The sequence below is a fragment of the Treponema paraluiscuniculi Cuniculi A genome (assembly GCF_000217655.1).
Lineage (GTDB): Bacteria > Spirochaetota > Spirochaetia > Treponematales > Treponemataceae > Treponema > Treponema pallidum.
In genome coordinates, this window is sequence record NC_015714.1 from 472,226 (window position 1) to 497,129 (window position 24,904).

Below are 24,904 nucleotides of genomic sequence, written 5' to 3' on the forward strand. Positions count from 1 at the left end.
ACACGCGCAAGGAACGTGAATTGGGGGATGAGGAGTTTGTATGGAAGGGCAGACGGCGCGCAGAGTGATCACAGAGGCAAAGTTTCTTGATGACTGTTTGACAGAACGTGACAACTATTATCTGAGTAAATTGGACGAGTTGTACTCATCTGCGATGAGTTCTTTTGCGCAGTTTGAAGATCAGCAGAATGGAGCGCGTAGCGCACGCGCTGAAGAAAATATCATCGCTACATATGACAGTATCGGGAATCTGATGCAGGAGATCTGTAAAGAATTACCCGCGCTGAAGGTATATTCGTTTGAAACGCAACGAGAGAACCATGCAGAAGTTTCTCGAGTTGTTTCAAAGCTGCGTAATATTCATACCGGATATAGTGAATTCATCTACTACACACAGCGTGCGTTTGAAATGCTATTTAGGCTTGCCTACGGCGGCTCTCATGAAGAGCATAAAACATATCTTATTACAAAAACACCGGTTGCTTTTCCTGTACAAAACTATGCAGTACATAAAATTGCAAACGTGGATTATAAAATTGAGAACACGGTGATGTGTGTCATGTTACGAGGAGCGCTGTTACCTTCGATGATTGTTTCTAAGGAGATAGAAGAATATTCTTCGCATGGGTACGTAACGCCGTTTGCGCTTTTTAAAATCAAGCGGGATGATCTCCGTGATGAGCGCGATATGCAGTATGTGTTTGATCTGGATAAATCATACTTTTCTGCACGAGAGTTGGATGGTAAGGATCTGGTTTTCGCCGATCCTATGAACGCCACCGGTGGTAGTTTGGTTACCATAGTGCGTTATTTGCAAGATCTCGGTGTGAAACCAAAATCTATCAGCTGTTTTCATATGATTTCTGCACTGAAAGGTGCGATTCGTGTAGTGCGTTCCCTAGAGAATTGCACGGTGTATACGCTGTGGATGGATCCTGTACTCAACGCGCGTGCGTATATTATGCCTGGTCTTGGCGATGCTGGTGATCGAGTTAACGGGGTTGATGTTGAAGACCATCCGCGGAATATTATCCAGCTTTTGGCAGACTATGGTTCAAATATTTCTGGCCTGTACCGGTCCCAGCTCCGCAAGATAGAGGAAACGGTATTAGGTTCTCGCTGACTGATGAACGGTAAGCAGTGTTTTTGCTTTTTTTTGTTTCACCTGTTTTATACAGGACTATTCGCATGCGGAAAGCCTGAGTCGTCTCTTGCGCCAGAGTATTTTGATCTTGCCCATGCGTATGTGCAGCTGCATCGTTATGACGAGGCACGTGATTATTATATGCGTGCAGCGCGTGACCCTGCGTACTATCATGCAGCGCAGTATAATTTTGCGCGTGTGTGTGGATTGCAGAATGATTGGAAAACTGCTGTTCATGCACTGCAACCGTTATACGATGCGGATTCTGCCAATGCAACCATTGCTGCTGCGTACGCGTATGCGTTGCTTTCTTTTGGTGAAACAGCTCGCGCGCTACTTCTTTATCAACAGTTGTATGAGCGTGATCAGAAAAATACTCAACGTATTCTTGAGTATGCAAACGTATTGGTGCACGCGAAAAAATATATTCAGGCGGTTGAATTTTTGCGTCAAAAAAAGTCTCTGTTAAGTGAAGCCGAAGATGTGCGTGTGCTGCAGTCTATTGTAAAGAAACTGAAAGATTCGGTACCACCCCATTTAATTGCAGATTTTGTTTCCACAGACGATTTGTGATTTGTCACTGAATGCGCGTGCGGTGTAGCGTGCACTGTTTTACGTTTTAGGTATTCTCTTTCCCGCTGCTATGATGGTGGGGAGTAGTCCTGTGCGCTGTTTTTTATCCGTACAGGTACGTGATAAAGAGGAAGATATGAGACAACAGCAGATGAGGAATATTGGCATTATGGCACATGTTGACGCTGGTAAGACTACTACCACTGAACGTATGCTTTTTTACACGGGCAAGATCCACCGCATGGGGGAAATTGATGATGGTGCGACAACGATGGATTGGATGGTACAGGAACAGGAACGCGGTATCACCATTCAGAGTGCTGCAACGACGGTGCGGTGGCGTGAAGTAGACATTACCATTATTGATACGCCGGGACATGTAGATTTTACTGCAGAAGTCGAACGTGCGTTGCGCGTGTTAGATGGGGTAGTGGTGGTATTGTGTGCGGTAGGAAGAGTACAGCCACAGACAGAAACCGTATGGTATCAGGCAGATCGTTATGATATCCCGCGTGTTTGTTTTGTTAACAAAATGGATCGGATCGGTGCTGACTTTTTCTCAGTATTGGACCAAGTCCACAATAAATTCGGTATAGATGCAGTCGCGTTGCAGATACCCATTGGTTCTGGTACCTCTTTTGAGGGGGTAATTGATTTGATCACCATGAAAGAGATTTTCTGGGATGCGGCAAGTAGTGGCGAACAGATGGAGTACCGGCCTATTCAAAGCGCACGTATTGCCCAGGCGCGCGAAGCGCGAGAAAAAATGCTTGATGTCATTTCCATATATTCGGATGAGGTAACCGAGTGTGTGCTTGCAGGGGAGCACGTTCCAGTGCAGTTACTGCACGCAGAAATTAGAAAGGCTGTGCGCGAGCGGCGATATGTTCCTTTTTTGTGCGGTTCTTCTCGTCATAACTTGGGTGTGCAACCACTGCTCGATGCAGTGGTAGAGTATTTGCCTGCGCCGCAGGAGCGTAAAGCAGTAGAAGGTTTTCACGTACAGAAAAAGGAGCCTGTTTTTATCGCTCCTACTGCTGAAGGACCGTTGCTGGCACTTGTATTTAAAATTCAGTACGAACGTGAAGCGGGTTTACTCTGCTACGTGCGCATGTATTCGGGAAAACTGCGTACGGGGGACAGTATCGTTAACATTGGGAAAAAGAAACGTGAACGGGTGTATCGCATTTTGCGTATGCATTCGAATAAGTCTGAAACCGTTGAATGCATACAGGCGGGGGATATTGCGGTAATTGTGGGACTAAAATCTGCACAAACAGGGGACAGCGTGGGGGATGGTTCGTGTCCGGTAGTGCTGGAGTCTATGCATTTTCCTGAACCGGTTATTTCTGTGTCGCTTGAGCCAATGGACGCATCATCGCGCGATAAGTTACAGGAGACACTTGGTATTCTTTCGCGAGAGGATCCAACTTTCTCGGTTCGGGAAGATGCAGAGACAGGGCAGCTTTTAATTTCCGGTATGGGGGAGTTGCATCTTGATGTGCTCACCACCCGGATGCGCGAGGATTTTAATGTGCAGGTGCGTGTTGGTAAGCCGCACGTGACGTACCGTGAATCTATTCGTAAAACAGTTGAGCATACGCTGCGAGTACAGCGAGTAATCGGTGGCAAAGAATATATGGCAGGGTTAACCTTGCGTGTGGAGGCGCGGAAGCGTGGTGCGGGAAATGAGTTTTTTTGTCAGGTGAAAGAGTTGCGGGGCACAGTGTGCACGGCGCATGCTACTCCGGCAGGAATTATCGGAGCGGTAGAGCATGCTATCCGCGGCGCGTGGGATGGAGGTATTCAGAGTGGGTATCCGTGTGTAGACGTGGGGGTGCATCTCCTGTCGGTGGAGTATCAGGAACTGACGTCTTCGCCTTTTATATTTGAAGCTGCAGCGGTGCAAGCATTTGGTGAGGCGTGTGTAGCCGCTGAGCCATACGTGCTTGAGCCTATCATGAGCGTGGAGCTTTCGTGTGCGCAAGAAAATGTAGGAGATGTGATGAATGTGATCATACAGCGGGGGGGAATAATTCTGGGCATGGATTCAAAACACGGACGGGAGCTTGTGCATGCACAGGCTCCGATGAAGAAAATGTTTGGTTTTTCTACCGATGTACGTTCTGCATCCCGTGGTGGCGCCTCATTTACTATGAGGTTTAGTCATTTTGAATCATGTGCATAAGAATGCGCTCATTTTTTGATACCTCGTTTCTCGCACTGGCTTACGTGCTTGCGGCGAATCCTGCAATACGCTCGCATACAGGAATGGATGGGGTGCGGTTTTCACTGCAGCTGCAATGTCGGCTACCATCGCTCCCTGCACTGTTACGGTAACGAGCTGCATGGAAAGCAATGTGGATTTTCAAGACGTGGGGAAGGGTTTCCTGCCTTCGTCGCAGTTCTGATGATGCCTTTTTCGTATTCGATTGCAGAAGGTGTAATGTGGGGCATTATTGCATACGTAATACTCAATGCAGTAATCGGCAGAGCACGTGCGATTACGCACACGTGGGGTATCTGGTGCAGGTGGGGAAAGGTGTGTCGCCGGTCATAAGACGTATGGGGAAAAGGAAGGACGAAAATGATATAATGCCTTACGCTCCTTATGCGATTCTGAGCAACGGAGGTTGTATGTATACGCCTGTGGACCCAAAGGTTGATTTTGTCGCGCAGGAGCGGCGTATTCTCGCCTTTTGGCGGGAACGCCGGGTGTTTGAGCAGTCTGTGGCGCAGCGTGCGCAGGGGAAGTCTTATGTTTTCTTTGACGGTCCTCCTTTTGCAACTGGACTGCCACATTTTGGTCACTTTGTGCCCAGCACGATTAAGGATATTATTCCGCGCTATCAGACAATGCGTGGTGCGTACGTGCCGCGTCGCTTTGGATGGGATTGTCATGGTCTGCCCATTGAACACCTGATTGAGCAAGAGCTCAATTTGAATTCAAAAAGTGATGTTGAGTCGTATGGTGTCAGTGCGTTTAACGCGGCATGTCGCTCCAGTGTGCTGCGATATGTGAAGGAGTGGCAGCGCACACTCACGCGTCTTGGGCGCTGGGTTGACTTCGATAATGACTATAAAACCATGGATGTCTGCTACATGGAGTCCGTGTGGTGGGTTGTGGCGCAGCTATGGCAGCGAAAACTGCTGTATGAAGGTTATAAAATACTCCCGTACTGTCCACGGTGTGCGACAGCACTTTCTAATCACGAATTGAATTTAGGTGGATATCAGGATGTGTCTGATCCTGCCATTACTGTGCGTTTTGAGTGCACATCTGTTGTTCCTGGTAGTCCTGCTGCACGGGAGTTTTGTGCGGCAGCGTCTTGGGGAAGTGCATCACTTCCTGCGCATACGTGCTTTCTTGCATGGACCACCACGCCTTGGACGCTTCCGTGCAACGCAGCGCTTGCGCTGGGACCACAAATTTTGTACGTGCTAATAGAGGCGAATGATGAGCACTATATTTTGGCTCGTTCTCGTCTTGAATTCTATTATCCAGATTCGTCTGCGTACCGCGTAGTGTGGGAAAAAAGAGGTGCACATCTTGCGGGGATTCGCTATCGGCCGCTTTTTTCTTATCCTGTGTTTGGGCAGGGACCGGATCCTTCTGTACAAGGAGATTCAGAGGAGGGATTGTTCTGTACGCGAGTTGCGGATTTTGTTTCTACTGAAGACGGCACTGGTGTTGTACACGTCGCACCTGCGTTCGGAGAGGATGATTATGAAGTATTTAAGGATGCGGGTATTTCGATTCAGTGTCCTCTTGATGCAGAGTGTCGCTTTACCGCAGAGGTTGCAGATTATCAGGGGCTTTTTGTAAAAGCTGCTGATAAGGCTATTATTGCACGTGTGCAGAAACAGGGAGCGTTATTTAGACGCGAACAGATTTCGCACGCATATCCACACTGCTGGCGTTGTGCGAGTCCACTTATTTACCGTGCGGTGCACAGTTGGTTTGTTGCAGTTGAGAAGATAAAGGATAAAATGCTTGCGGCGAATGCATCCATCTGCTGGCAGCCATCGCACATACGTGATGGCCGTTTTGGTAAGTGGCTTGTGTGTGCAAGAGATTGGGCAATTAGTCGGGATCGTTATTGGGGGAATCCGCTTCCTATTTGGCGGTGTGTGCACTGCGGTGCAACAGATTGCATTGGCAGTCGTACGCAATTATATGAACGTTCCGGCATGTTGCTTGAAGATTTGCATAAGCACGTTGTAGATATGGTAACAATTCCTTGCGCCTGTGGGAGTGTGATGCGACGCGTTCCTGAGGTGCTAGATTGTTGGTTTGAGTCTGGTGCAATGCCTTATGCGCAGCAGCACTATCCGTTTGAACATGCAACTGACTTTGAGCGGTATTTCCCTGCTCATTTTATCTCTGAAGGGTTAGATCAAACGCGAGGGTGGTTTTACACCCTTACCATCTTGGCTGTGGCACTCTTTGAGCGTCCTGCGTTTGAAAACTGTATCGTTACGGGGTTGGTACTTGCGTCTGATGGAAAGAAGATGTCCAAGGCCCTGCGCAATTATGCGGATCCAAATGAAGTCATGGATCGCTACGGTGCTGACGCGCTCCGCCTCTTTCTTGTTCGTTCTGCAGTTGTCCGTGCGGATGATTTAAAATATTCTGACGAAGGGGTGAAAGATATTTTGAAGACTGTGATTATCCCATTGTGGAATAGTTACAGTTTTTACGTTACGTATGCGAACATCGATGGTATCGATCCTCCTGTATGTGCAGAAGTTGACGGAATGGGTCAGGCGGTCACGCGTTTAGCGACGCATTTGAATAACCCGTTAGATCGTTGGATCTTGTCGCTGACAGAAAAATTGGTGCAAGACATTGCCTGTGCACTTGATGCTTACGATGTATCGAAAGTTGCAGATCCTATCGTTTCGTATGTAGATCAGCTGAACAACTGGTACATTCGCCGATCTCGAAGGAGATTTTGGAAAAGCATCAACGATGAAGATAAACGATGCGCGTACAACACGTTGTATTGCGTGCTGAAAAGATGTGTGCTCGCTATTGCTCCCGTGGTGCCATTCATCACCGAGAGTATATGGCAGAATATCCGCGCCGCGGATGATGTGCAGTCTGTGCATCTTGCAGACTATCCTGTTTGTACACCAATGGTGCGAGACGATGCACTCGAGTTTAAAATGGAAACAGTGCAGCGAGTTGTTTCTATGGCGCGTGCGATCCGAGCGCAGTGTAACCTCAAAGTACGCCAGCCACTTAAAGCTATGCAGGTTATTACGCGTAACCCGATGGAGCGCTCAGCACTTCTTGAAATGGAAGAAGATGTGCTTGATGAGCTTAATGTAAAAGAGCTCGTGTTTCATGAGAAAGAAGACGAGATAGTAGAGTACCGTGCAAAAGCGAATTTTAGAGTGCTCGGAAAAGAGCTTGGATCGAAGACAAAGCGTGCAGCGCTCAGCATTGAGCGGTTGTCTTCTGCAGAAATTCAGGAGATACTCGAGGGGACGACGCTGTATCTGGATGTAGATGGAGATCGTTTGGAGTTGACTGAGGAAAAGATCCTGGTGCAAAGAATTGAGCGCGAGTCTTTGAAAGCGATAAATGAAGGGACACTTACGGTCGCGCTTGACACCACCTTAACGGAAGAGTTGCTCCTGGAAGGAGCAATTAGGGACTTGGTGCGCGGAGTTCAAAATTTGCGCAAGGAGCGTGGGTTTTCCTTAGTGGATCGTATTTGTCTGCGCGTTTTTTCTTCAGATCAGGATATAGTGTGTGCCCGCAAGGCGTATGATCTGCATAAGTCATATATCGTTGGCGAGACGCTGGCAGCGCATGTGCAATGGGCACGCGTGCGCGACGGTGCTTCTGCAGTGTACGTTAAATCGGACGCAGTACTATGGGAGGTGAGCATTGATAAGGCGTAGATATTGTGGTTGTACGCAGGGAGCGTGGATAGTAAGTGTCGGTATGCTATTTGCATCGTGCACTTCAGGGGCGTGGAGGGCATCAGTAGATCCGTTGGGGGTTGTGGGATCTGGTGCAGATGTGTACCTGTATTTCCCTGTAGCGGGGAACGAGAATTTGATTTCTCGTATTATCGAGAACCATGAGTCAAAGGCAAATATTAAAAAAATAGTGGACAGGACTACCGCGGTATACGGTGCTTTTTTTGCCCGATCAAAAGAGTTTCGTTTGTTCGGAAGCGGTTCGTATCCATACGCCTTTACTAATTTGATTTTTTCTCGATCCGATGGCTGGGCATCTACGAAAACGGAACACGGAATCACGTACTATGAAAGTGAACATACGGACGTTTCGATTCCTGCGCCGCATTTTTCCTGTGTGATTTTTGGTTCCTCCAAAAGGGAGCGGATGAGCAAAATGCTGTCTCGGCTCGTTAACTCCGATCGACCACAGTTACCGCCTCGCTTTGAAAAAGAATGTACGTCGGAAGGTACGAGCCAGACTGTTGCACTCTATATAAAAAACGGGGGACACTTTATTACCAAACTGTTGAATTTTCCGCAGCTTAATTTACCACTTGGGGCAATGGAACTGTACTTGACCGCGCGGAGGAATGAGTATCTTTACACGTTGAGCTTGCAGCTGGGGAATGCAAAGATAAATTTTCCCATACAGTTTTTAATCTCTCGTGTGCTTAACGCGCACATTCACGTGGAGGGGGACAGGTTAATTATTGAAGATGGCACAATTTCTGCTGAGCGTCTTGCGTCGGTGATCTCGTCGTTGTACTCCGAAAAGGGAAGCTCGTAAGCACGGAGCGGAGTCATGCCCGCAACTGATGTGGACCATGGCCGAACTACGAGAGTGGGAGTGAGATTCTTTTGTGAAAGTTGTGGCTCTGAGGTAAAGCGGGACGCACGCCTGTGCGTGCATTGCGGGAGTTTCTTTTCTTCAATCCGGTGCCCCTCGTGCAAACACGCAGGAAACGCTAGAGACTTCGAAAAGGGCTGTCCTTCCTGTGGGTATGCGTTCGGGAACGAGACCCGGAGAAAGGGCAGCCCCCCGGCACCGAAGGGAGCCCCCCGCCGTGCCGAAGAGGCCCTGCCCGCCTGGGTCTACGCAGCCATTTGCTTGCTTGGGGTGTGTGTGGGTACCGTTGCTATGTGGTACCTGTGACGCTGCGTACTGCATGTACCAGTGACGCATCGGGGTCTATAAAACGTAGCAGGATGCGCCCGTCCGATGAATGGAACGAGCAGCGAACACCGAGAATGTCGTGTGCTACCTTTAGCGCACAGTGCTCGAGTACATCCTGCTCTTGCAGATTGTTGACGCTCGCGGGAAAGTCGGGGATGAAGTCTACGCCCTCTTCGCTCACTTCCCGCACGGTCCCGGTGACAATAGAGCCGCTACAGGGGTTTGTGAACACGAAATCTGCCTGGCAGGCATGCGCATGATCCACGTCGACAGAGCCTGCGCACGCGGAGGGCGTGAGCACGCCGCATAAAGCCTTTCGTCCCTCCTCTGGAGATAGAGTGTAATCGATAAGCGCGTGTACCCCTGCCTGCGCCACCTGCCGCGCGCTGAGAGAGGAGGATGGAGTGTTCACTAGCAGGATTACGCGCGCTCCGCACACCGACTGATGTTTAAAAAACTGAGTGAGGACCTTCCAGTGTCGCGGAAAGTCGCTGGCGTTGATGAAGAGCAGCTGTGGCTGAATCTCTTCCATATTATCCAAGGCTTTCAGCGCAGAACGGTAGTGGATCACCTCATAACCGCACTGCGTGTGGTTTTCAAATACTAGATTCACCGAAACGGGATCATCTGCGACTAAAAGTGCCTTCATCATTCTGTTCCCAAATTCTCAACTACGTAATCGTGTACATACCAGATGCCGTCGCGGGAGGACAGGTGATAGGTAAAGCGCTTCTTTTCCCGGAAATCCCGGTACGCAAACCACTCAAGCACGCGAACCTCCGCGTCCGTAGCAGTATACACGGTTTTTTCAATACGGAATTCAACGGGTATGGCAGCAATATCCTTATCCACACGCTCCTGGCGTAGCTCGTGCTTATAGGTATCAATCATGTTGTAGCGTCCTGCCTCAGACTCTGCGTTAAAGCGGCGACTGCGCCCCGCATCCCGAGAAAGCATTTTTGCCAAGTCAAGATACAGAAAAAAGCGTTCCCAGTGAGATTTTTGCCGTGCATTCAGCACGTACTCGATAACCCTATCCGGGGAAAGACGTTGCGGTTGCAGAACTTCACCCACGGGGGGAGAAACCGGCAACGCGCCGAGCGCCGCCGCAGCAGGGGCAGGCTGTACCTCGAGAGTTAGCGTATTAGATGCCAGATGGTCCTCGTCACCGGTGCGCTCCCTTTTCAGTTCGGGGTAGAAGAGAAGGGTTAGAAAGTACAACCCTGCCGACTGCACATCAAGGTAATGCTTCACATTTTCCACAAAAGAGTAGCTTTCCCCCGGCTCAAGGCTGATCTCTCTAAAATACACAGGACGATGAGTGCTCCGCTTGCGTATCCATTCGTCCGTGTGCGCAAGCGCGCGGTTCTTCATCGTCCGTATAGAAAAATCAACACTAAAGGTACGGTCGTCCGCCAGCTTGAAGCGCAACGTGTCCTTTCCCGTATTTGTAAGTGAAACTTTCACCCAAATGGGTTCAGATTCGTGGGTGCCGGGGAAGTAAATCGTGCGATTATGGTACGCAATATGCACAGACGCCCGTGTCTCCTTCGCCTGCGCATATCCGTGCGCACAGCAAAGCAACAGGCCTCCCCCGACTATTAATGAGCGCTTTAGCTTCATCCGCCACCCCTGCCAACGTAGTGTCGGCACCTGACGTGGGGGTCCTTACAGAATTTATAGGACATAGAGCAGGCTCCCGGGAGCGTTTATGTTCCTGTAAGGGATTCTACCTCGGTGCATAAAAGACCTGTACTACCTACCTGAAAGAAATCTTGTTCTTCCCACCCTGCAATGAGGGAGGGGCCGGAGAGAGTGAAGGAAGTGTACACGAATTGCGGGGGTAAGGCGGACAGTCGTGCGTGGCCTTCAGAGCCGTCTTCTCTTACAAAGTAGAGGTGGCCTGAATCTGTTAAGAGTGCGGCAGAAAGCCGTGCGCGCGGTGGATGAAAAATGAGCGCGTTCGCGTGGTGTGCACGCTCATCAGCAGTGCGGTGGGCAGTCTTTAAAAAGGAGCGATCGCTTGCCCAACACGGGCTTCGCGCAGAAAGGTACAGGGGAGAGAGAGGTACGCGCGCAAGCAAGCGATGCACAAGCAATTCGTGCAGGTCGCTGTGATGATCAGAGGAAGTGGACGCCGTCGGAAGGTGCAGGCGCTGGGGAGTGCACGCGGCACGAAAGGCGGCCGCGGAGATAGGACGGGGCACCTGCACTTTTCTCCCTATTGGATGCTCCCTGCGCTGGGTAGGTTCTAAATTCTCAAGGGAAGAAAGGGAGGGAAAGGAGAAGTGTGCAAAGGAAACGCGTTCTGCTTCTGAGGACTTAAAGGAAGCGTACCAGGTGCCGCGAGTATGGGTGAGGGCGGTGCATTGGGCGTTCCGGGGCAATCCCAGAGCGCGCGTGTATGCGACAGAAGTCCAGCGAGCGGTGCGCACATCGTAACGCACCAGAAAAGGAGCTGCAGAGTCTTGTGGTGAAGTGGTAAAAAGGGGATCGGTGTAGAGACGAACAAACACTGCGCCGGTACCCTGGCAAGGGTGGGGGGAACTGCTGGGGATTGGCTCTGAGTAAAAGCCCTCAGCGCTCTGTGTGGCCAAGAGTGCGGGGGGCGTCAGAGTGAGCGACGTCGTCTCCGCAGCGGGTGTGGAGGGTGCTTTGCGTGGAACCGGTGCGGCCTGCATGCGGGCTAACTGCGTGGCTGGGAGTACTCCGGCGCGATTGATGAGCAAGAGTTCTTGCTGTGCATCCACTGCCGACAGGCGTACAGCCTCAGTCCAGGGTACAAAGTGTTCGGGTGCAGAAGGCTGAGACGGCGCGGGGCACGCGCGCAGGTGCACTCGTCCGTCCGTGCGTGAGAACTGGTACCAGCGGTCAGTACTCGAAGGCGGTGTGACACTGAGTGCGCCGGCGGTGGTGACAGGGACGTGTGTGGAAGCTGCGGGGGCCGGTTCGGCAGTGCGTGCACAGGAGAAAGACAGCACGCCAGATCCCACCGCACACAGGACAAGAGCGAGGCGCGTGTTCATGGTATCTTGACCTCCTTAACACAGGACAGCTGCAGGGTGCAAGGCGGGCGCACCCTAGCACAGCAGGATGCACCTGCCAAGGGGTTTGTGGGCAATGGGAACGGTTAGATCTTGCTTTTTCCCGCCCACGCGTGCGCCGATATGGGGCCGTATGAGCTGTCTGGGTGCGCGTGCGCGCGGTGTGTTACGCATAAGTTTGGTGATAATGCTGCAGGGGCTGCTGCGCGCGAGTGAGGTGGATGAGGAGCTGAGCAAGAAATACTCCATAGAAATCATGGTTGACTCCGGCGTTTCAGAGAGAGGGGAGCGTTTGCCGCTGTTGCCCTTTGAGCGCATCCCCGACTCGCACCATGTGCGGCGTGTTATCGCGCAGGATTGGTTTTTGGATGAGCCGTCTCGTGTTGCGCTGCGTGCACCTCGTAGTTACACGGACGAAACGGGCAATAGCTTTCGCGTTGAGGCGTACGTGATTGCCGCAACCGAACACCTTGCAGTGCGCGTTACGCCTCTTTTAGCTGATCGTGCCCCAAGGGATGGTGTGCATTCTGCGCCAGTGGCAGCGGCGCCTCGGCTGCACCTCGCGCTCGAGGCGCCCACAGGAACAAGTCGGGCGGGAAGGACAGGCGCAGATACCCCGCAATCACCTGTGACAGACGCTGCGCCTAGTCAAGCTGTGGCGCAAGGCACATGGGTGCTGTATCGGCACATGCACACCGGCGCGCCGGTGTGCATACGGGTATACCCGCGCGAAAGTGCGTCGCTGTATGTACAACTTTCTGCGCCCACTGCAGTAGAAATGCAGGGAAAGACGCATCTTGATGTGTGTCTTTTTAACGTGCACGTGCGCAAGCACGTGGCGCTTGGGTTGTCCTTTGAACAGTTGTATACCTACTCGCTTTTGCAGCTGCGGGCGCTTACGGAGCATGCGGTGCCGTGGCGTATTTTTGATCCGCCGCGCACGTACAGCGCAGTAGAGTCAATGGCGAGTATCATTAAGCGCAGGAGTTACCGGCTCGCTCCACTTGAGGATGGATGTTTTAACGAATGGGGACGCCCGGTCCACATTTCTGACGGGAGCAGTCAAAGTGACCAAGAGATTATCCGTGCCCTGCGTGTGGACCAAGTGCCGCGGGAGATTATCGGGGGAGTGGGATCTCTTGGGTTTGCGAAGTGGGTGGTAGACGGGATCATTGCGCCGGTTGCCGGTCAGGGAGTGTACCTGTCTGCGCTAAAAAAGCAGACGACTATGCCGCGTACTCATTTTAACGCGGCGCATGAGCGCACACGCGCACCCTTTTTTGGCATTGACTGGATACGCAACCTGGCAGCGGCAGCGTTGAGTCTTAATGTGCGGCGCACGGTGTACCCTGCACAGGGAGGCGTGGACGTAACGGTAGAACCCTTTGCAGTGGAGGGTGTCCCCAAAGGGAGGATAAAGCAGGAGGCGCGGCATCCGGGTATTGCGCCCCCGTCGACGCCTGCGGGTGCTGTTCCTCCCCGTGTGACGCAGGGTGAAACTGCGGCTGGGCCGTCGCGGTACCTAGGGTACTTGCCGCATGCAGGATACCAGACCGGGTATGTGCGTGCGCTCTTTTACTATCTTGCAGTTATGGAACCAGGCCACTTCTATCTTGGCGTGCTCAATGAGGAGCGTGGCGTACCGCGTTTGCGTGAATACCAGCGTGCGGCAGTGTTTTTGCCGTATTTCGATCGGTCAGGGAGATTTCAGGTAGAGGTTTTTGAAGCGGCGCGTTTGAGCACTCTTGAAGAGTTTGTAGCGCAGTATCCCCAGCAGATGCTTGCGTTGGTGCGGGTGCGTGCGCCGGAGATCGGTCATTTTAATCCGTAACGGAAGTCAGACAGGCGGGTGCCGTCTTCCCTGTCGTTAGATTGCATTGGGTGCTTGTAGGAGGGAGGGAAAGAGCGTAGCATCGGCAGGATGGACCAAGCAGAGCCTTGCACGCTACACGGAGCACCCGCACCGGACCTTGCGCTTCTGGAGGCTATTTTGTTTGTCGAAGGCGTGCGGCTCAGTTATGCGTGTCTTGCACGAAAGCTCGGTTTGAGCGAACAGGCAGTGGGTGAGTATGTTGCGCGTTTGGGTGAAGCTCTCGCTTCTGGCGCGCGTGGTGGTGGTGGACTGGAGCTTCACTGCAATGAGCAGGGTGTGGCGTTGCTGCCTGCGGCGACCGTACGGGAGCGTCTTGCAACCCTCTATGGGAAGCGGAGCGAAGGGCGCCTTTCGCGCGCGGCAATGGAAACGCTGTCTATTGTGGCCTATGCGCAGCCGGTGACGCGTGCTGAAATAGAGGCAATCCGAGGGGTAGGTGCAGATACAATGATCCGCCTTTTGAGTGAGCGCCGTCTGATTTGCGAGGTGGGGAAAAAGGACATACCCGGCAAGCCGGCACAGTATGGCACGACTGAGGAGTTTTTGACTGCGTTCCGGTTGCGCAGCATTGCGGACTTGCCCAAACTTGATGAAGAAGAGCAGCGGCGCTTTGAGCTTACCCGTTAAGCCGGGTGAACAGAGGGTGCAGGGGAGGGTGTGCCGCCTGCAGCCGTTTTTTCGCCTCAGGTTGCAGGTCTATTTAGCCAGGAGTGGCTGTGCCTCCCGGCGTGCCTGTGAGGCCTTGATTGCTTCAGGGCGTGTGACCGTTGATGGTCAGACGGTTACGACGCAGGGACGGACCGTTTGTGCGCAGAATGTGGTGTGTGTGGACGGCACCGTCGTGCAGCTTGAACGAGTTCAGCGCTACGTGCTCCTGTATAAGCCGGTTGGATACATCTGTTCCCTCGCGCCGCAGTTTCCTGCCGGGTATGCACACACGCAGGTGCGGGCAGGCCCGTCCAGACAGGAATACGCGCGTGCAATCGATTTAGTACAGCCTGCGTATCAGGAGCGCCTATATCACATCGGCCGGCTGGACGTGCGGTCTGAAGGCGCGCTGCTGTTCACAAATGATGGTTCGTTCGCGCAGGCTCTTGGCCATCCGCGTTCGGGAATAGAGAAAGAGTACATTGTAGAAACGCGTGAGCCAGTCCCTGCAGCGCTGTTGAGCTCTTTTGTGCGCGGGGTGTGGGTGGAAGGGTGCCGGTATCGGTGCGTGCGCGCGCGGTATCTTGCAGCGCAGTGTGTACAGCTTGTACTGGTTGAGGGGAAAAAGCGCGAGATCCGTGTGGTATTCGAGGCGTGGGGACAGGATATCGTGCGTTTAGTGCGGGTGCGCATTGGCAGGGTGCGTCTAGGACCGCTGAGGCCCGGAGCATTTCGCACCATGAGCCTGCAGGAAGTTGCGCAGCTCTTGCAGTGCGCAGGGTGTGCGCGATAGCAGGGACGTGGTTTTGACTGGCTGGGGGGAGGGTGACTGAAGGTGGGGTGTGCGCGGTGCTCGTATTTTGCGGGTGCTGTTGGTATACTGCGCGCGCATACCCGCTCGAGAAGGGGAGGAGGACGACTCGTGAATCAGTTTTTTGAAGAGTTTGAATGCCCTGAGCACGGGCGGCAGCCCCGTGGGGTTCAGGAGACGGCCGAGTCTTTGAACTGTCTTGCGCTTTCCTGCGCGCGCAAGGGGTGGTATGAGGAAACCGTTGCCTGTTTACGCAAGGGATTGGGGCTCAGTCCTTTCAACGGGCTTCTGTGGTTGAACCTGGCGCTTGGCTATTATGCGCTCAAGCGTACGGTTGATTCAGCAGGTGCGCTGTATCATGCGTTGCGGTGCACCCCTCATCACGCGGCGGTGTGGAACATGCTTGGGGTGGTGCTCCACGATATGGGGGACACTGAGGCTTCGCGCAATGCGTACGAGCACGCCATCCGCTTGGAAACGAAGAACGGTGCTACCTGGAACAATTACGGACTGCTATTGCACACCGAGCAAAAGTACGATCAGGCGCAGCGTGCCTTTGAGACGGCGCTGAGCTTGCTGCCGCGGTCGGGGAGTGCCTTGTACAACTTAAGCAGGACGTATCATGCACTCGGTGATGCGCGCAAGGCGGCGGTGTGCCGTCGTATCCTTGCCCAGATGCCGGCGGGAGAGAAAAAGCCCGGTCCCATTACTCCTTTTGCCCTGTACCCGTAGGTGTTGCAAGCTGCGGCGCGCGGGGCTATGCGCGGCGGTGTTTTAGAGTATACTGGGAAGATGGAAGGCATAGGTGTGCGTGTTGAGCGCGTTCGCTGTGAGCAAAACTTAAGTAAGACGGCTTTTGCGCGGGAACTTGGGATTGGTGTTGAAGAGCTCGACGCGATTGAGCGCGGCACGATGCCGCTCAGTCGTGATTTGACGTTGCTGTTGTGTGTGGTGTTTGCGGTCAACCGTCTCTGGTTAGAAAGCGGGGAAGGGGAACCCTTTTCAGCATCTGCCGTCTCTCCTCAGGAAACGGTACAACCGGAGGAGAGAGCGCGCGAACCTCCGATACCCCCCCCCGGTGGCGCGGATAGCGGCCTCGGGGGTCTGCAGTGTGCTTTGTTTTTGGCAGGGTGGTCTCTGTGCCTGTGATAGGAGCGGGGACATGCCACGTCTGCATGAGGGCAGTAATAGGGGGGAACAATGGAAAGGATTGGAAAGAGCTGTAGTCCAAGCAGGTGCAGGCTGTGCGCGCGGCGAGGGCGTGCCGCGCGCACAGCAGACGGCGCAAGCCGCGTAGTGCGCCGCATAGTCTGTCCGCCGGTGTTATTTTTAAGCGCAAGTTTCTTAACCGGCTGCGATTTTTCTGGCATTTTTGCCTCCATCCAGTCAGAAGTACCGTTAAAAATACCGAGCATCCGCGGGGTAGTGACGGGTTTGGTAAAGTGCAATGACAAGCTGTACGCCTGCGCCGGTCAGCTGTGGGAAAAGAACGCGAACATGTCTGAGGGGGAGTGGAAGGCAGTAGATTTTTTGCCGGGCAAAAAGATTACCAGCATTGTTTCGAACGGCAGTGTCGTGTACGCCTGTGTTTCGGGGGAAGGTCTGTACGGGTACTGCAGCAAAGGCAACGGAGGTACCGGAAGGAGTCCGGTCGTTTTAGGAAAAACAAATGGGGCAACCCGCATTGTCGGGTCAAAAAATCCCTTTTTGCAAATGCCCAGTAAACCCGACTCTGAGTCCTCAGGCGGCGGTGGAGGCGGATGTGTCGTCCTCTCCGATGATGGTATCAATAACGAAAATGATGAGAACATCCTGGGCTCCGGAACCGGGTACGTGGTAACCACCAAGGCCGTGTACACCAAAAGCAGTGGTTCAGGGAGTGGCTGCACCTACGCAAAGGACGGCACGTTTGACACTGCTACGTCCCCCATCCTCGGCTGCACGAGCGATAGAGAGGGGTGCTTCTACGTGTTGGACGGCACGGACGTCCACTGTCGTACGGTCCAAGCGAGTGGGAGAAGCGGCGGTGTCGCCCACTGCGCCGTGGCGTCTAGGTCGGTAGATTCTTGCAAAGTAGCGCACACCGTCACCAATCCCCTGTGCATCGCGCACGTCAAAAACGGCAACACTGAGTTTTTGCTCATTGGGGGCAGCCGGGGGTACAAGGAAATAAAACTGGAAACGGGGAGCGGCGGCAGTACCGGCTGCCTGAGGCCAGGGAACGTGCGCGGTCCGGAACAGTGGGAGGAATGCAGTGTCACCCCCAAGGGAAGCGTAAGCCAATATGAAGGCACCATCGGCCGTTTTGCAATCAGCGACATTTACACCGTTGATTCCACGAGTGGAGCTTGTGGCGCCAGCAGCGGCAGTAGTGGTAAGCCAGATGTGTATGTGGTGGTGGGGGATTCACAAGACGGGTATACGGGCCTGTGGAGATTTGACGCCCAGAAAAAGGAGTGGAATCGGGAGTAGCCCGGGCGGATGCGTGCTGCAGGGAGGCGCGGGGCGGGAGGCCGCACGCCGGTCATCTTTACGCTTTGATAAAAAACAGTTCGTGAATGGCGCGCCCCTGCGTCTGCGCCTTGCGTTCAAATTCCGTGGCGGGGCGCCAGGGGCGCGCACCCTGCGGTGCCCACGTGAGCGAGGGCGTGCGCGCAAGCTCTTCCTGCGCGCGCCGTGCGTACTCGGCCCAGTCGGTGACCGCGTATAGGTAGCCACCCGGCGCAAGGGCGCGCGCGAGTAGGTCTGTGCGCGGACGGTACAGCAGGCGCCGCTTGTGGTGCCGCGTTTTTGGCCACGGGTCTGGAAAGAAAATGTGCAGGCCTGCAAGTGTCTGCGGTGCGATCATGGTGCGCAGCACGTCGAGTGCATCGTGCTCGATGATGCGCAGGTTGTGTAAACGTTCGGCTTCAATTTTTCTCAGCAGTCGTCCGATTCCTGCGCGGTACACCTCGATGCCGAGGTAGGAAAGGTGCGGGTTGCGTGCCGCGATTGCCGCAGTTGCGCTCCCCATACCAAAGCCAATTTCTACTACCAGCGGTGCAGGCGCGCAGGCCGGAGCGACTGCGTTCGTTTCCCCCTGCGGAGCGGGAAAAGCACCGGCAGGCGCAGAAGGTGCCGCCGGTGAACAGAATACGGCAGCGTAGTCGAGCACCGTGTTCTGATACGGGATGATCCAGCGGGGCGCAAGGTGCTGGTAGTCGCGTTTTTGGCATGCGGTCATGCGGTTTGATCTGCGCGTAAAGGTGAGAACTTTCCGCATGCGTGCACTGTCGTTTGTCATGGCGCTTGCTCAGACAGGGCGTCTTCAGGATATAAACGGTGAGGTTGTGAGATAAAGCGCCAGGAGCGCTGAAAGTCCTCAACCACGCACTGCAGGTAGTATGCGTCCTGGTGTGTCGTTTTCAGTGCGTCCATGGACGCCTCGAAGGTGTGTACTCGGGGAGAGGAAAGGCGCGCATTGGGCAAAGAAGTTAACGAAAGGGGATGCTGTGCCACAGTGCGGTAGTCGCGCGTCAGCAGCACCAGGGAAGTGTGCGTGTGCGCAGTAAAGGGACCGACCAGTGCCGGCTGCGCAGGCGTCGATAGCGTCCAGCGTTGCGCGTCTACAGAAAAGGAAAACGGAAAGGGTTCGTGTGCTGGGTAGCCTGCGCCTAGGGTAACGCGCTGCTGTGCATATGTGCCTGTGCTGTCGCGCACGTACACCACGTACGTTCCGGCAGGAAAATCTCCCCACGGATACTGCATCCCCCCCACACGCAGCATACGGCGTCCAGGATGGAGTTCGTCAGTGGCAATGTACACGCGCGTGTCTTTTTCCCCAAAGACCCACCGCATTCCGGTGCGCAGCTCCTCTACTTCAAGGTAAAAGTACTCCTCAGGAGGAGCAGGGTACTCAAGCGTCACGTGCAGTGCCAGCGTTGCGTCTGTCTTTCCTGCTTTTTCGAAATACACTCGTTTTAGGGTTAGCCCCTCTGTGCGTGCATAAAAGGGCATACAGGAAGAAAGCACTGCGCCCGCTATACACGGCACCACACAAGAAACCAGTACAAACGCGCACTGGCGAGCGAGAACCATGCGATTAAAACGCAAAAGACAAATCCACGGTGGTGAACTCAGAGCGTGTAAAACGGTTAAGACTTGACTCAAAGCGCACGTTTGCTTCTTTGCACGCTTCGCTCAAATACGAAATGTAGTACACGCCCAAGTTGGCGTGCTTGGCAGTATCTATAGTTTGCTGGCAGTAGTCAACAAGCGTGTCAGTGTCCGCATTTACCACTTTTGCATCCTGTAAGCAATTGCGCATTTCTTGTGGGTAATCATTCCTCCCATACACGGTAATTTTTAGCTTACTGCGGGTACCGGCAGTAGACACGCTCCTCCCCTCAAGTTTCCACGAAATAAAGAGAGACTCAGCGTTGTGTTTGAGTTCTGCAACAATACGCCTGCGGATACCTTCGTCGCAGAGCGCCTCTTGCGTGTCTTCAAGGTCTGGAAAGAGCTTTTGCACCTCTTTTTTTAAATTCGTATTCTCCTCATTGATGAGGAGCTCTACAAGGACTAATGCAATATACTCAGCAATGCGCGCCTTATTCAAATATTGCGCAAGGCTGGTGTGAATGCTACTGAGCACAGACCCCATGTCCGGTGCGTGCTGAAACTTACTGATGATAAACCACGTAAAGGGGCGCAGGGTATCCAAAAACTTTTCGCCGAGGAAAAGAAGCGTATTTTTCTCCTTTGGAGTACGTTCTTCGCACGCAGCGAGCGAAGCGTGAAGCAAACGAAGAATATGATGCTTAATCTGCGTGACGTGTGCTTCATGCTGTTTTAAATGATTATAGATGAAAGGAGCATTGAGATTTGCGTGTTCGTCAATGCTGCTCCCCGGGTTACTGCGATTCCACTTTTTAATTACTTCAGAGTTCAGAATCTGTCTGAACACGTAGCAATCATATTGACGGTAGAGGATGGAATGCACGATGAGCTTTGAAAGATCAATAATTTCTTGACGTGAGGAAGCAAACTCAGGCGGTGAAACCTCAATGAGGGAAACGTATCCAGAGAGCAAAAGACCTTGCACCGTTTTAGGTGCAAAGGCATCGAGTGCGATACCATAATCCTCGACATGCTCAGCGAGTTTTAATTTCATGAGCTTCCTGTTTTGTTTTATAAAAAACTCGCTGCCCTCTTGCGTGAGTACGAGCTTGAGTGGGAGGTTCAGGATGCGTCGTTTATGTCTTGAACTCATACTTTTCTGCGCTCCCGTTGAAGTGTGTCCGCCGTCCTTTCATTCTATCAAGGAATGAGGGGTGGGGGATAAAGAGATTCTACGTAGCAGACGAACCGCACCGATCCTTCCTGTGCATGCAGGAAGGAGTCAGGAGGGGCGGTGGGGAATCAGAAATAACCCCGAGAAAGGCTGATGTTCTGCGCAAAAGCATCCGGAGTGCTGACCGCTACAAAGAGGATAGGAGCTGCCGCACGTGAGGCGCCTGTGCATAATCGGGATTGCGATCCAAAAGCTGCGTTAGTACCTCTTGTGCATACTCTTTTTCGTTCACTTTGATTGCTAGTTTCCCAGCCTCTAGGTACACGTCCCACGCGCGTGCGTCCTGAGCGAGCACGGCACGGTACGCGCGGAGTGCTTCATGCGGCTGTCCAGCCGCCACATACACGCGTGCCACTTGGCACTGTGCCTCTCGGTCTTGAGGCTGTGCGGTGGCGGCGCGGCGGGAGTGCGCTATTGCCGTCTCCCACTGCGCGCGCAGGACGTACAACTTCCCTAGATTGCTGTTTACCTCAAAGTTTTGCGCATCGTGGGCAAGAGCCGCCTGCAGGTGTGTTTCCGCCTCTTGCAATGCTCCCTTGTCCAAATACAGTTTGCCCAAATTGTTGTGAGCCTTCACGTGTGCAGGGTCCCGTGCTGCAGCCAGCTGATACTGTGTTAAGGCAAGATCCACACGCCCTGTTTTTTGCGCTGCAAGTGCATACGCGTAGAGGAAGCGTGCCTGCGATCCATTCGCGTAGACGGCCTGCTGCGCGTGCTTTAACGCTTCTTCGTTCCTATCGAGATCAAGCAGCACGGTTGCGAGGTTGTACAAAGTAAGCGCGTCCTCAGAATCCTGCTCTAGGATTTCTTGAAACAGACGCACAGCCTCTTCCTTCGCACCACTTTTTGCCAGGACACGTGCGCGTTCACGCGCGGCTGTCAGGTATAGATCATGCGCTTCCGCAGCAGCCGCGCATTCTTGCGCCTTTTGATAGTCGGCAAGCGCAGCAGACACTTCTCCTTGTGCATCGTGCACACGTCCAAGCTCTATCCACGCACGCGTGTGCGTTGGGTTCAATCGGATGACCGCCCCAAACGCCTGCAGGGCTAGATCATGTTTTGCACGCACCCTACAGGTGAGCCCCAGATTAAAAAATGCAGGCTCGAACTTTGGATTCGCAACCGTCGCCGCATTGAACGCTTCCTGTGCCTCAGCAAACCTGCGCACTGCGAAAAGACGCTTACCCAACTCATAGCTGTAGCGATATTCGCGCCGGTCAAGCGCCGCGGCGCGTTCAAGCAACGTGAGAGCCGTTGTTTGGTCGTCATCAGGCTGCGCATCTGCAATGCACGCGGCAAGGTAGTGTGCAGCTGCGGAGCGTGGGTTGAGCCTCAAGGCTTCCTTCACATACACGGTTGCCGTTTCAAGTGCCCGTGTCCGCTCAAAACCGTCACGGTTATCGTGCTGTGAAAGCGCGTACATAGCTTCTCCCATACGGGTGTATGCGTCTGCTGCGAACACCGCGTCCCCGGCAGGGAGTGCACGTATTGCTTTGTTAAACACACGCACCGCTCCTGGATAATCACGTCGTTCCGTCAATTCTTTTCCTTCGGAAAGCAACGCGTGCACGTGGTGCTGTGGCGTGGCAGTTTCTGCAGGTGCGCGCACCTCTGGGCGCGTTGCAATCTGCACGGCCCGCTTTATCGATTTTTCAGGAGAAAAAGACGCCGTGCGAGACACCCCCCGGGGCGGGGTGAGAACACGCGCGCCCTTTTGCCGCGTGTCTTGTTCTTGCATACGCTCTCTCGGCGTAGGCGCGTAGGGAACTGGGCGCTGGGGAGCCAACTCCTCTGAAAGGGTCTGTAGGAACTGTTCTTCATCACTATTCCCTGAGAGCTGGACGTGATGGTCCACAAGCACGCCGGGTTCCTCCCCTTGCTCTTGCAGCAGCTGGTTCGTCTCCAGCCAGGCGAGTTCTTGCTCAGAAACGCCCTCCTCCTCAAGGAGAGTCTCGCCCGCTGCACGAGGTAGGCGTGCGCGCACCACCCCCCGGGAAAAGAGACTGAACCCGGCAACTACCGCAAGAAGCAGCACCAGCCCCGCGGCGAGTGCAATGAACGTCTTGTGCACATTATTCAAGGTTGCGTTCCTCCTGATAGGGGACGGTGTCCTCCGATCCAGTGGAGAGGGTACGCGCGTCCTCCGCTTGTTTCAGTCTAAGCGCGCGCTTGAGAGCTTCAAACTCCGCCTCCTTGCGCCGGGCTTCCTCCGCCTCCTTGCGCCGGGCTTCCTCCGCCTCCTTGCGCCGGGCTTCCTCCGCCTCCTTGCGCCGGGCTTCCTCCGCCTCCTTGCGCCGGGCTTCCTCCGCCTCCTTGCGCCGGGCTTCCTCCGCCTCCTTGCGCTGCAGCCACTGCTCAAGCGCCGCTATCATACGCTGCACTTCGTAGTGTTGTGAAGCAGTCGGGTTTTGGGACACGTACTTTTTATAGTCAGCCAGTGCGTGTGCGTAGGCTTGTCGCTTCATGGCAGTGTTTGCGCGATTGAGCAAGGCAGGAGGGTAATCGTGCTTGAGGGCGAGGGCCTGTTCATACGCATGCTGTGCTTCCTCGTAGCGATGTTGCACGAAGTATACGTTCCCGAGATTGTAGGCGTATAGGTGCGCATATTCCTGACTGTGTACTGGTGGGTTTTGCAGCCACTGGATTGCCTGCGTGTAGCGTCCTGTCTGTAGGTACGCCATTCCCAAGTAGAGTGCTGCTTTCGGGTGGGCGGGTTTTTGCTGTGCTGCTTTGTGAAGTGGACCGATGGCCTGCTGTGCCTGCTGTAAGGAGAGGAGGCGCTCTCCTTCACGAAAGTGGTCAAAGGCGTCCTCTGCCCGCAGGAAGGACGCAAACGCGAGCGCAAGAAAGGAGAATAAGCGAACGGATGGAAGGGAGCGTACGCGTGCGTAGGTGCACGGTGAGGATTTTTGGCACATTTGACATTCCTTCTAGGGTGCGCTACCATGGGCGGCGTGTCCGCGTACATGGCACTGCTGGCAGCGGCGCTCTCGTCAAGTATCGTCTTTTTGCTCGTTTTTTTGATGAGAGGTTTTTCCATCTCGCGCAGACAACTTTTGGTGGAAAAAAGTTTTCGAGACGGCAAGTACGCGCTTGCTATCAAGCATGCCCATGCGGTTTTGGCTAAAGATCCCCATAACTGGGCAGTGCGTGTATTGCTCGGTCGTGCGCATCTTGCGGAAGGGAAGCGCGACGTCGCGCTTATGGAGCTGCGCGCTGCCAGCAGCAGAGCTGCGTTCGGAAAGGTGGTAGATGAGGTTGAGTTTCGCAAGACTATTGCGCAGCTTTACCTCCAGTTTGACCAAATCGAGGAGGCTCTGAAGGAGTATACCCTTCTTATTCGCTTGGACCCTACGTGTGCAGATTATCACTACCGTATTGGGCAGCTGTTTGAACGCAAGAATGTGACCGATCGGGCTGCGGCATACTATCGCCAGTGCATCGGTATGGACGCTGCGCATCCTGCAGCGCATGCTGCGCTCGGTTCGTTGTTTCTTCGGTCTGGTCATCTTGCAGAAGCAAGGGCAGAGCTCGATACCGTGCTAGCCTTGGAACCTGCAAATGCGGAGGCTCTCTTTTGCCAGGGGCAGCTCTTGCGGAAAGAAAGGGAGTATGCGGCGGCACTTCGCTCCTTTGAGCAGGCGTCGAAGAGTCCTGTGCTGCGGCAGAAGTGTTTTACCGAGCGTGGCTGTTGCTACATGGATGCGAAGGATGTGGATCGGGCCATTGTTGAGTTTGACCGTGCGCTGCGCTGCAAGTCGCAGTCGGGTGCAAATGAGGATTTGCAGATACGTTATCTCTTAGCCTCCTGTTACGAAAAAAAGCGGGATGTGGAAAAGGCAATTGAGCAGTGGGAGGCTATCAACGCACGGTCTGCGGGTTTTAAGGATGTGACCATAAAGCTCGCGCAATATCAGGATATACGTTTGAACGACCGGATGAAGGAGTATTTGACCCTCGATGGCGATTCCTTTTTTGATCTGTGTCAGCGAATTGTGAGTAAGGCGCTTCGCTTGTCCATAGACTCGGTGCAGGACGTGCGCGGGTGTTGTGAAATAGTGGCCACAGAAAGGGACGAGAAGGGTTGGAGCAACGTGCGTACGCAGCCAAAAGTCGTTGTTTTTTACCGGGAAGCGCGGGTGCTCGATGACAGTTTCCTGCGCGCTATTTTGGAGCGCATGAAGGAGCGTGGTATAGCGCGTGGGGTGGTGGTGACGTCTTCTTCGTTTTCACGCGCTGCGCTTTCGTTTGCAGAAAATCGTCCGCTCGAGCTTCTAGGAAAGAGTGAGCTTGAGCGACTCCTGGATGCGTCGTCGTAGGCCGGGTGCG

23 protein-coding genes are annotated in these 24,904 nt (G+C 53.8%); 14 read left to right on the forward strand and 9 right to left on the reverse strand.

Annotation, left to right across the window (positions count from 1 at the left end; all coding sequences use genetic code 11):
• The first annotated feature begins 40 nt into the window (after positions 1–40).
• The 3 genes from TPCCA_RS02190 (at position 41) to fusA (ending at position 3,905) form a co-directional block, all read left to right on the forward strand.
• Positions 41–1,123, forward strand: coding sequence for a uracil phosphoribosyltransferase (locus TPCCA_RS02190; RefSeq protein WP_013945099.1), 1,083 nt, complete (start codon positions 41–43; stop codon positions 1,121–1,123).
• A 3-nt stretch (positions 1,124–1,126) separates the two neighbouring features.
• Positions 1,127–1,717, forward strand: a complete 591-nt coding sequence (locus tag TPCCA_RS02195) for a tetratricopeptide repeat protein (RefSeq protein WP_013945100.1) — start codon at positions 1,127–1,129, stop codon at positions 1,715–1,717.
• A gap of 136 nt (positions 1,718–1,853) precedes the next feature.
• The gene (gene fusA / locus TPCCA_RS02200; RefSeq protein WP_013945101.1) at positions 1,854–3,905 is read left to right on the forward strand and encodes an elongation factor G; all 2,052 of its coding nucleotides are present in this window, start codon (positions 1,854–1,856) and stop codon (positions 3,903–3,905) included.
• On the opposite strand, the gene TPCCA_RS05295 is transcribed toward fusA, so the two are convergent.
• Positions 3,894–4,076, reverse strand: coding sequence for a hypothetical protein (locus TPCCA_RS05295; protein ID WP_083815515.1), 183 nt, complete (start codon positions 4,074–4,076; stop codon positions 3,894–3,896). The genes fusA and TPCCA_RS05295 overlap by 12 nt on opposite strands.
• Before the next feature lie 278 nt (positions 4,077–4,354).
• Between TPCCA_RS05295 and ileS the strand changes: the two genes are divergently transcribed.
• The 3 genes from ileS to TPCCA_RS05305 are packed head-to-tail and all read left to right on the forward strand — an operon-like array spanning position 4,355 to position 8,846.
• A complete protein-coding gene (ileS, locus tag TPCCA_RS02205; RefSeq protein ID WP_013945103.1) occupies positions 4,355–7,630 on the forward strand; it encodes an isoleucine--tRNA ligase in 3,276 nt (1,091 codons plus the stop codon).
• Positions 7,617–8,480, forward strand: coding sequence for a TP0453 family outer membrane protein (locus TPCCA_RS02210; protein ID WP_013945104.1), 864 nt, complete (start codon positions 7,617–7,619; stop codon positions 8,478–8,480). Before ileS ends, TPCCA_RS02210 begins: the two co-directional genes overlap by 14 nt.
• A 15-nt stretch (positions 8,481–8,495) precedes the next feature.
• Positions 8,496–8,846 carry a double zinc ribbon domain-containing protein gene (locus tag TPCCA_RS05305; RefSeq protein WP_083815500.1) on the forward strand — a complete coding sequence of 117 codons (351 nt, stop codon included), beginning with the start codon at positions 8,496–8,498 and terminating at the stop codon, positions 8,844–8,846.
• On the opposite strand, the gene TPCCA_RS02215 is transcribed toward TPCCA_RS05305, so the two are convergent.
• From TPCCA_RS02215 to TPCCA_RS02225, 3 genes are all read right to left on the reverse strand, one after another.
• Positions 8,830–9,519 (reverse strand): ANTAR domain-containing protein, encoded by a 690-nt coding sequence (locus TPCCA_RS02215; RefSeq protein ID WP_013945105.1) that lies wholly within the window; start codon positions 9,517–9,519, stop codon positions 8,830–8,832. The genes TPCCA_RS05305 and TPCCA_RS02215 overlap by 17 nt on opposite strands.
• Complete coding sequence (locus TPCCA_RS02220) at positions 9,516–10,490, reverse strand: hypothetical protein (protein WP_013945106.1); 975 nt, start codon at positions 10,488–10,490, stop codon at positions 9,516–9,518. Before TPCCA_RS02220 ends, TPCCA_RS02215 begins: the two co-directional genes overlap by 4 nt.
• A gap of 86 nt (positions 10,491–10,576) precedes the next feature.
• Positions 10,577–11,893, reverse strand: coding sequence for a DUF8086 family protein (locus TPCCA_RS02225; protein WP_013945107.1), 1,317 nt, complete (start codon positions 11,891–11,893; stop codon positions 10,577–10,579).
• Positions 11,894–11,960: 67 nt separating this feature from the next.
• On the opposite strand from TPCCA_RS02225, the gene TPCCA_RS02230 reads away from it, so the two are divergent.
• From TPCCA_RS02230 to TPCCA_RS02255, 6 genes are all read left to right on the forward strand, one after another.
• Complete coding sequence (locus tag TPCCA_RS02230; RefSeq protein ID WP_013945108.1) at positions 11,961–13,742, forward strand: hypothetical protein; 1,782 nt, start codon at positions 11,961–11,963, stop codon at positions 13,740–13,742.
• 90 nt (positions 13,743–13,832) lie between these two features.
• Positions 13,833–14,411 (forward strand): SMC-Scp complex subunit ScpB, encoded by a 579-nt coding sequence (gene scpB, locus TPCCA_RS02235; RefSeq protein WP_013945109.1) that lies wholly within the window; start codon positions 13,833–13,835, stop codon positions 14,409–14,411.
• 16 nt (positions 14,412–14,427) lie between these two features.
• On the forward strand, positions 14,428–15,225 hold the full coding sequence (locus TPCCA_RS02240; RefSeq protein WP_013945110.1) for a pseudouridine synthase: 798 nt from the start codon (positions 14,428–14,430) through the stop codon (positions 15,223–15,225).
• Between the two features lie 42 nt (positions 15,226–15,267).
• Positions 15,268–15,975: a tetratricopeptide repeat protein gene (locus TPCCA_RS02245; RefSeq protein WP_013945111.1), complete on the forward strand. Its 708-nt coding sequence runs from the start codon at positions 15,268–15,270 to the stop codon at positions 15,973–15,975.
• Between the two features lie 60 nt (positions 15,976–16,035).
• Positions 16,036–16,392 carry a helix-turn-helix domain-containing protein gene (locus TPCCA_RS02250; protein WP_245522202.1) on the forward strand — a complete coding sequence of 119 codons (357 nt, stop codon included), beginning with the start codon at positions 16,036–16,038 and terminating at the stop codon, positions 16,390–16,392.
• 51 nt (positions 16,393–16,443) lie between these two features.
• Positions 16,444–17,715 (forward strand): hypothetical protein, encoded by a 1,272-nt coding sequence (locus TPCCA_RS02255; protein ID WP_013945113.1) that lies wholly within the window; start codon positions 16,444–16,446, stop codon positions 17,713–17,715.
• 58 nt (positions 17,716–17,773) lie between these two features.
• On the opposite strand, the gene trmB is transcribed toward TPCCA_RS02255, so the two are convergent.
• Genes trmB through TPCCA_RS02270 form a run of 3 tightly spaced genes read right to left on the reverse strand, consistent with a single transcriptional unit; the run spans position 17,774 to position 20,494 of the window.
• Entirely contained in the window at positions 17,774–18,526 is a 753-nt protein-coding gene (trmB, locus tag TPCCA_RS02260) for a tRNA (guanosine(46)-N7)-methyltransferase TrmB (protein WP_013945114.1), read from the reverse strand.
• The gene (locus tag TPCCA_RS02265; protein ID WP_013945115.1) at positions 18,523–19,392 is read right to left on the reverse strand and encodes a hypothetical protein; all 870 of its coding nucleotides are present in this window, start codon (positions 19,390–19,392) and stop codon (positions 18,523–18,525) included. Before TPCCA_RS02265 ends, trmB begins: the two co-directional genes overlap by 4 nt.
• Entirely contained in the window at positions 19,325–20,494 is a 1,170-nt protein-coding gene (locus TPCCA_RS02270) for a DUF8084 family protein (RefSeq protein ID WP_013945116.1), read from the reverse strand. Before TPCCA_RS02270 ends, TPCCA_RS02265 begins: the two co-directional genes overlap by 68 nt.
• On the opposite strand from TPCCA_RS02270, the gene TPCCA_RS05310 reads away from it, so the two are divergent.
• On the forward strand, positions 20,485–20,733 hold the full coding sequence (locus tag TPCCA_RS05310) for a hypothetical protein (protein WP_083815501.1): 249 nt from the start codon (positions 20,485–20,487) through the stop codon (positions 20,731–20,733). The two genes, TPCCA_RS02270 and TPCCA_RS05310, sit on opposite strands and share 10 nt — an antisense overlap.
• Here TPCCA_RS05310 and TPCCA_RS02275 read toward each other — a convergent pair.
• A complete protein-coding gene (locus TPCCA_RS02275; RefSeq protein ID WP_245522213.1) occupies positions 20,703–22,646 on the reverse strand; it encodes a tetratricopeptide repeat protein in 1,944 nt (647 codons plus the stop codon). The genes TPCCA_RS05310 and TPCCA_RS02275 overlap by 31 nt on opposite strands.
• A 1-nt stretch (position 22,647) precedes the next feature.
• A complete protein-coding gene (locus TPCCA_RS02280) occupies positions 22,648–23,493 on the reverse strand; it encodes a tetratricopeptide repeat protein (RefSeq protein ID WP_013945118.1) in 846 nt (281 codons plus the stop codon).
• Here TPCCA_RS02280 and TPCCA_RS02285 point away from each other — a divergent pair.
• A complete protein-coding gene (locus tag TPCCA_RS02285) occupies positions 23,485–24,894 on the forward strand; it encodes a tetratricopeptide repeat protein (protein ID WP_013945119.1) in 1,410 nt (469 codons plus the stop codon). The two genes, TPCCA_RS02280 and TPCCA_RS02285, sit on opposite strands and share 9 nt — an antisense overlap.
• Positions 24,895–24,904: the final 10 nt, after the last annotated feature.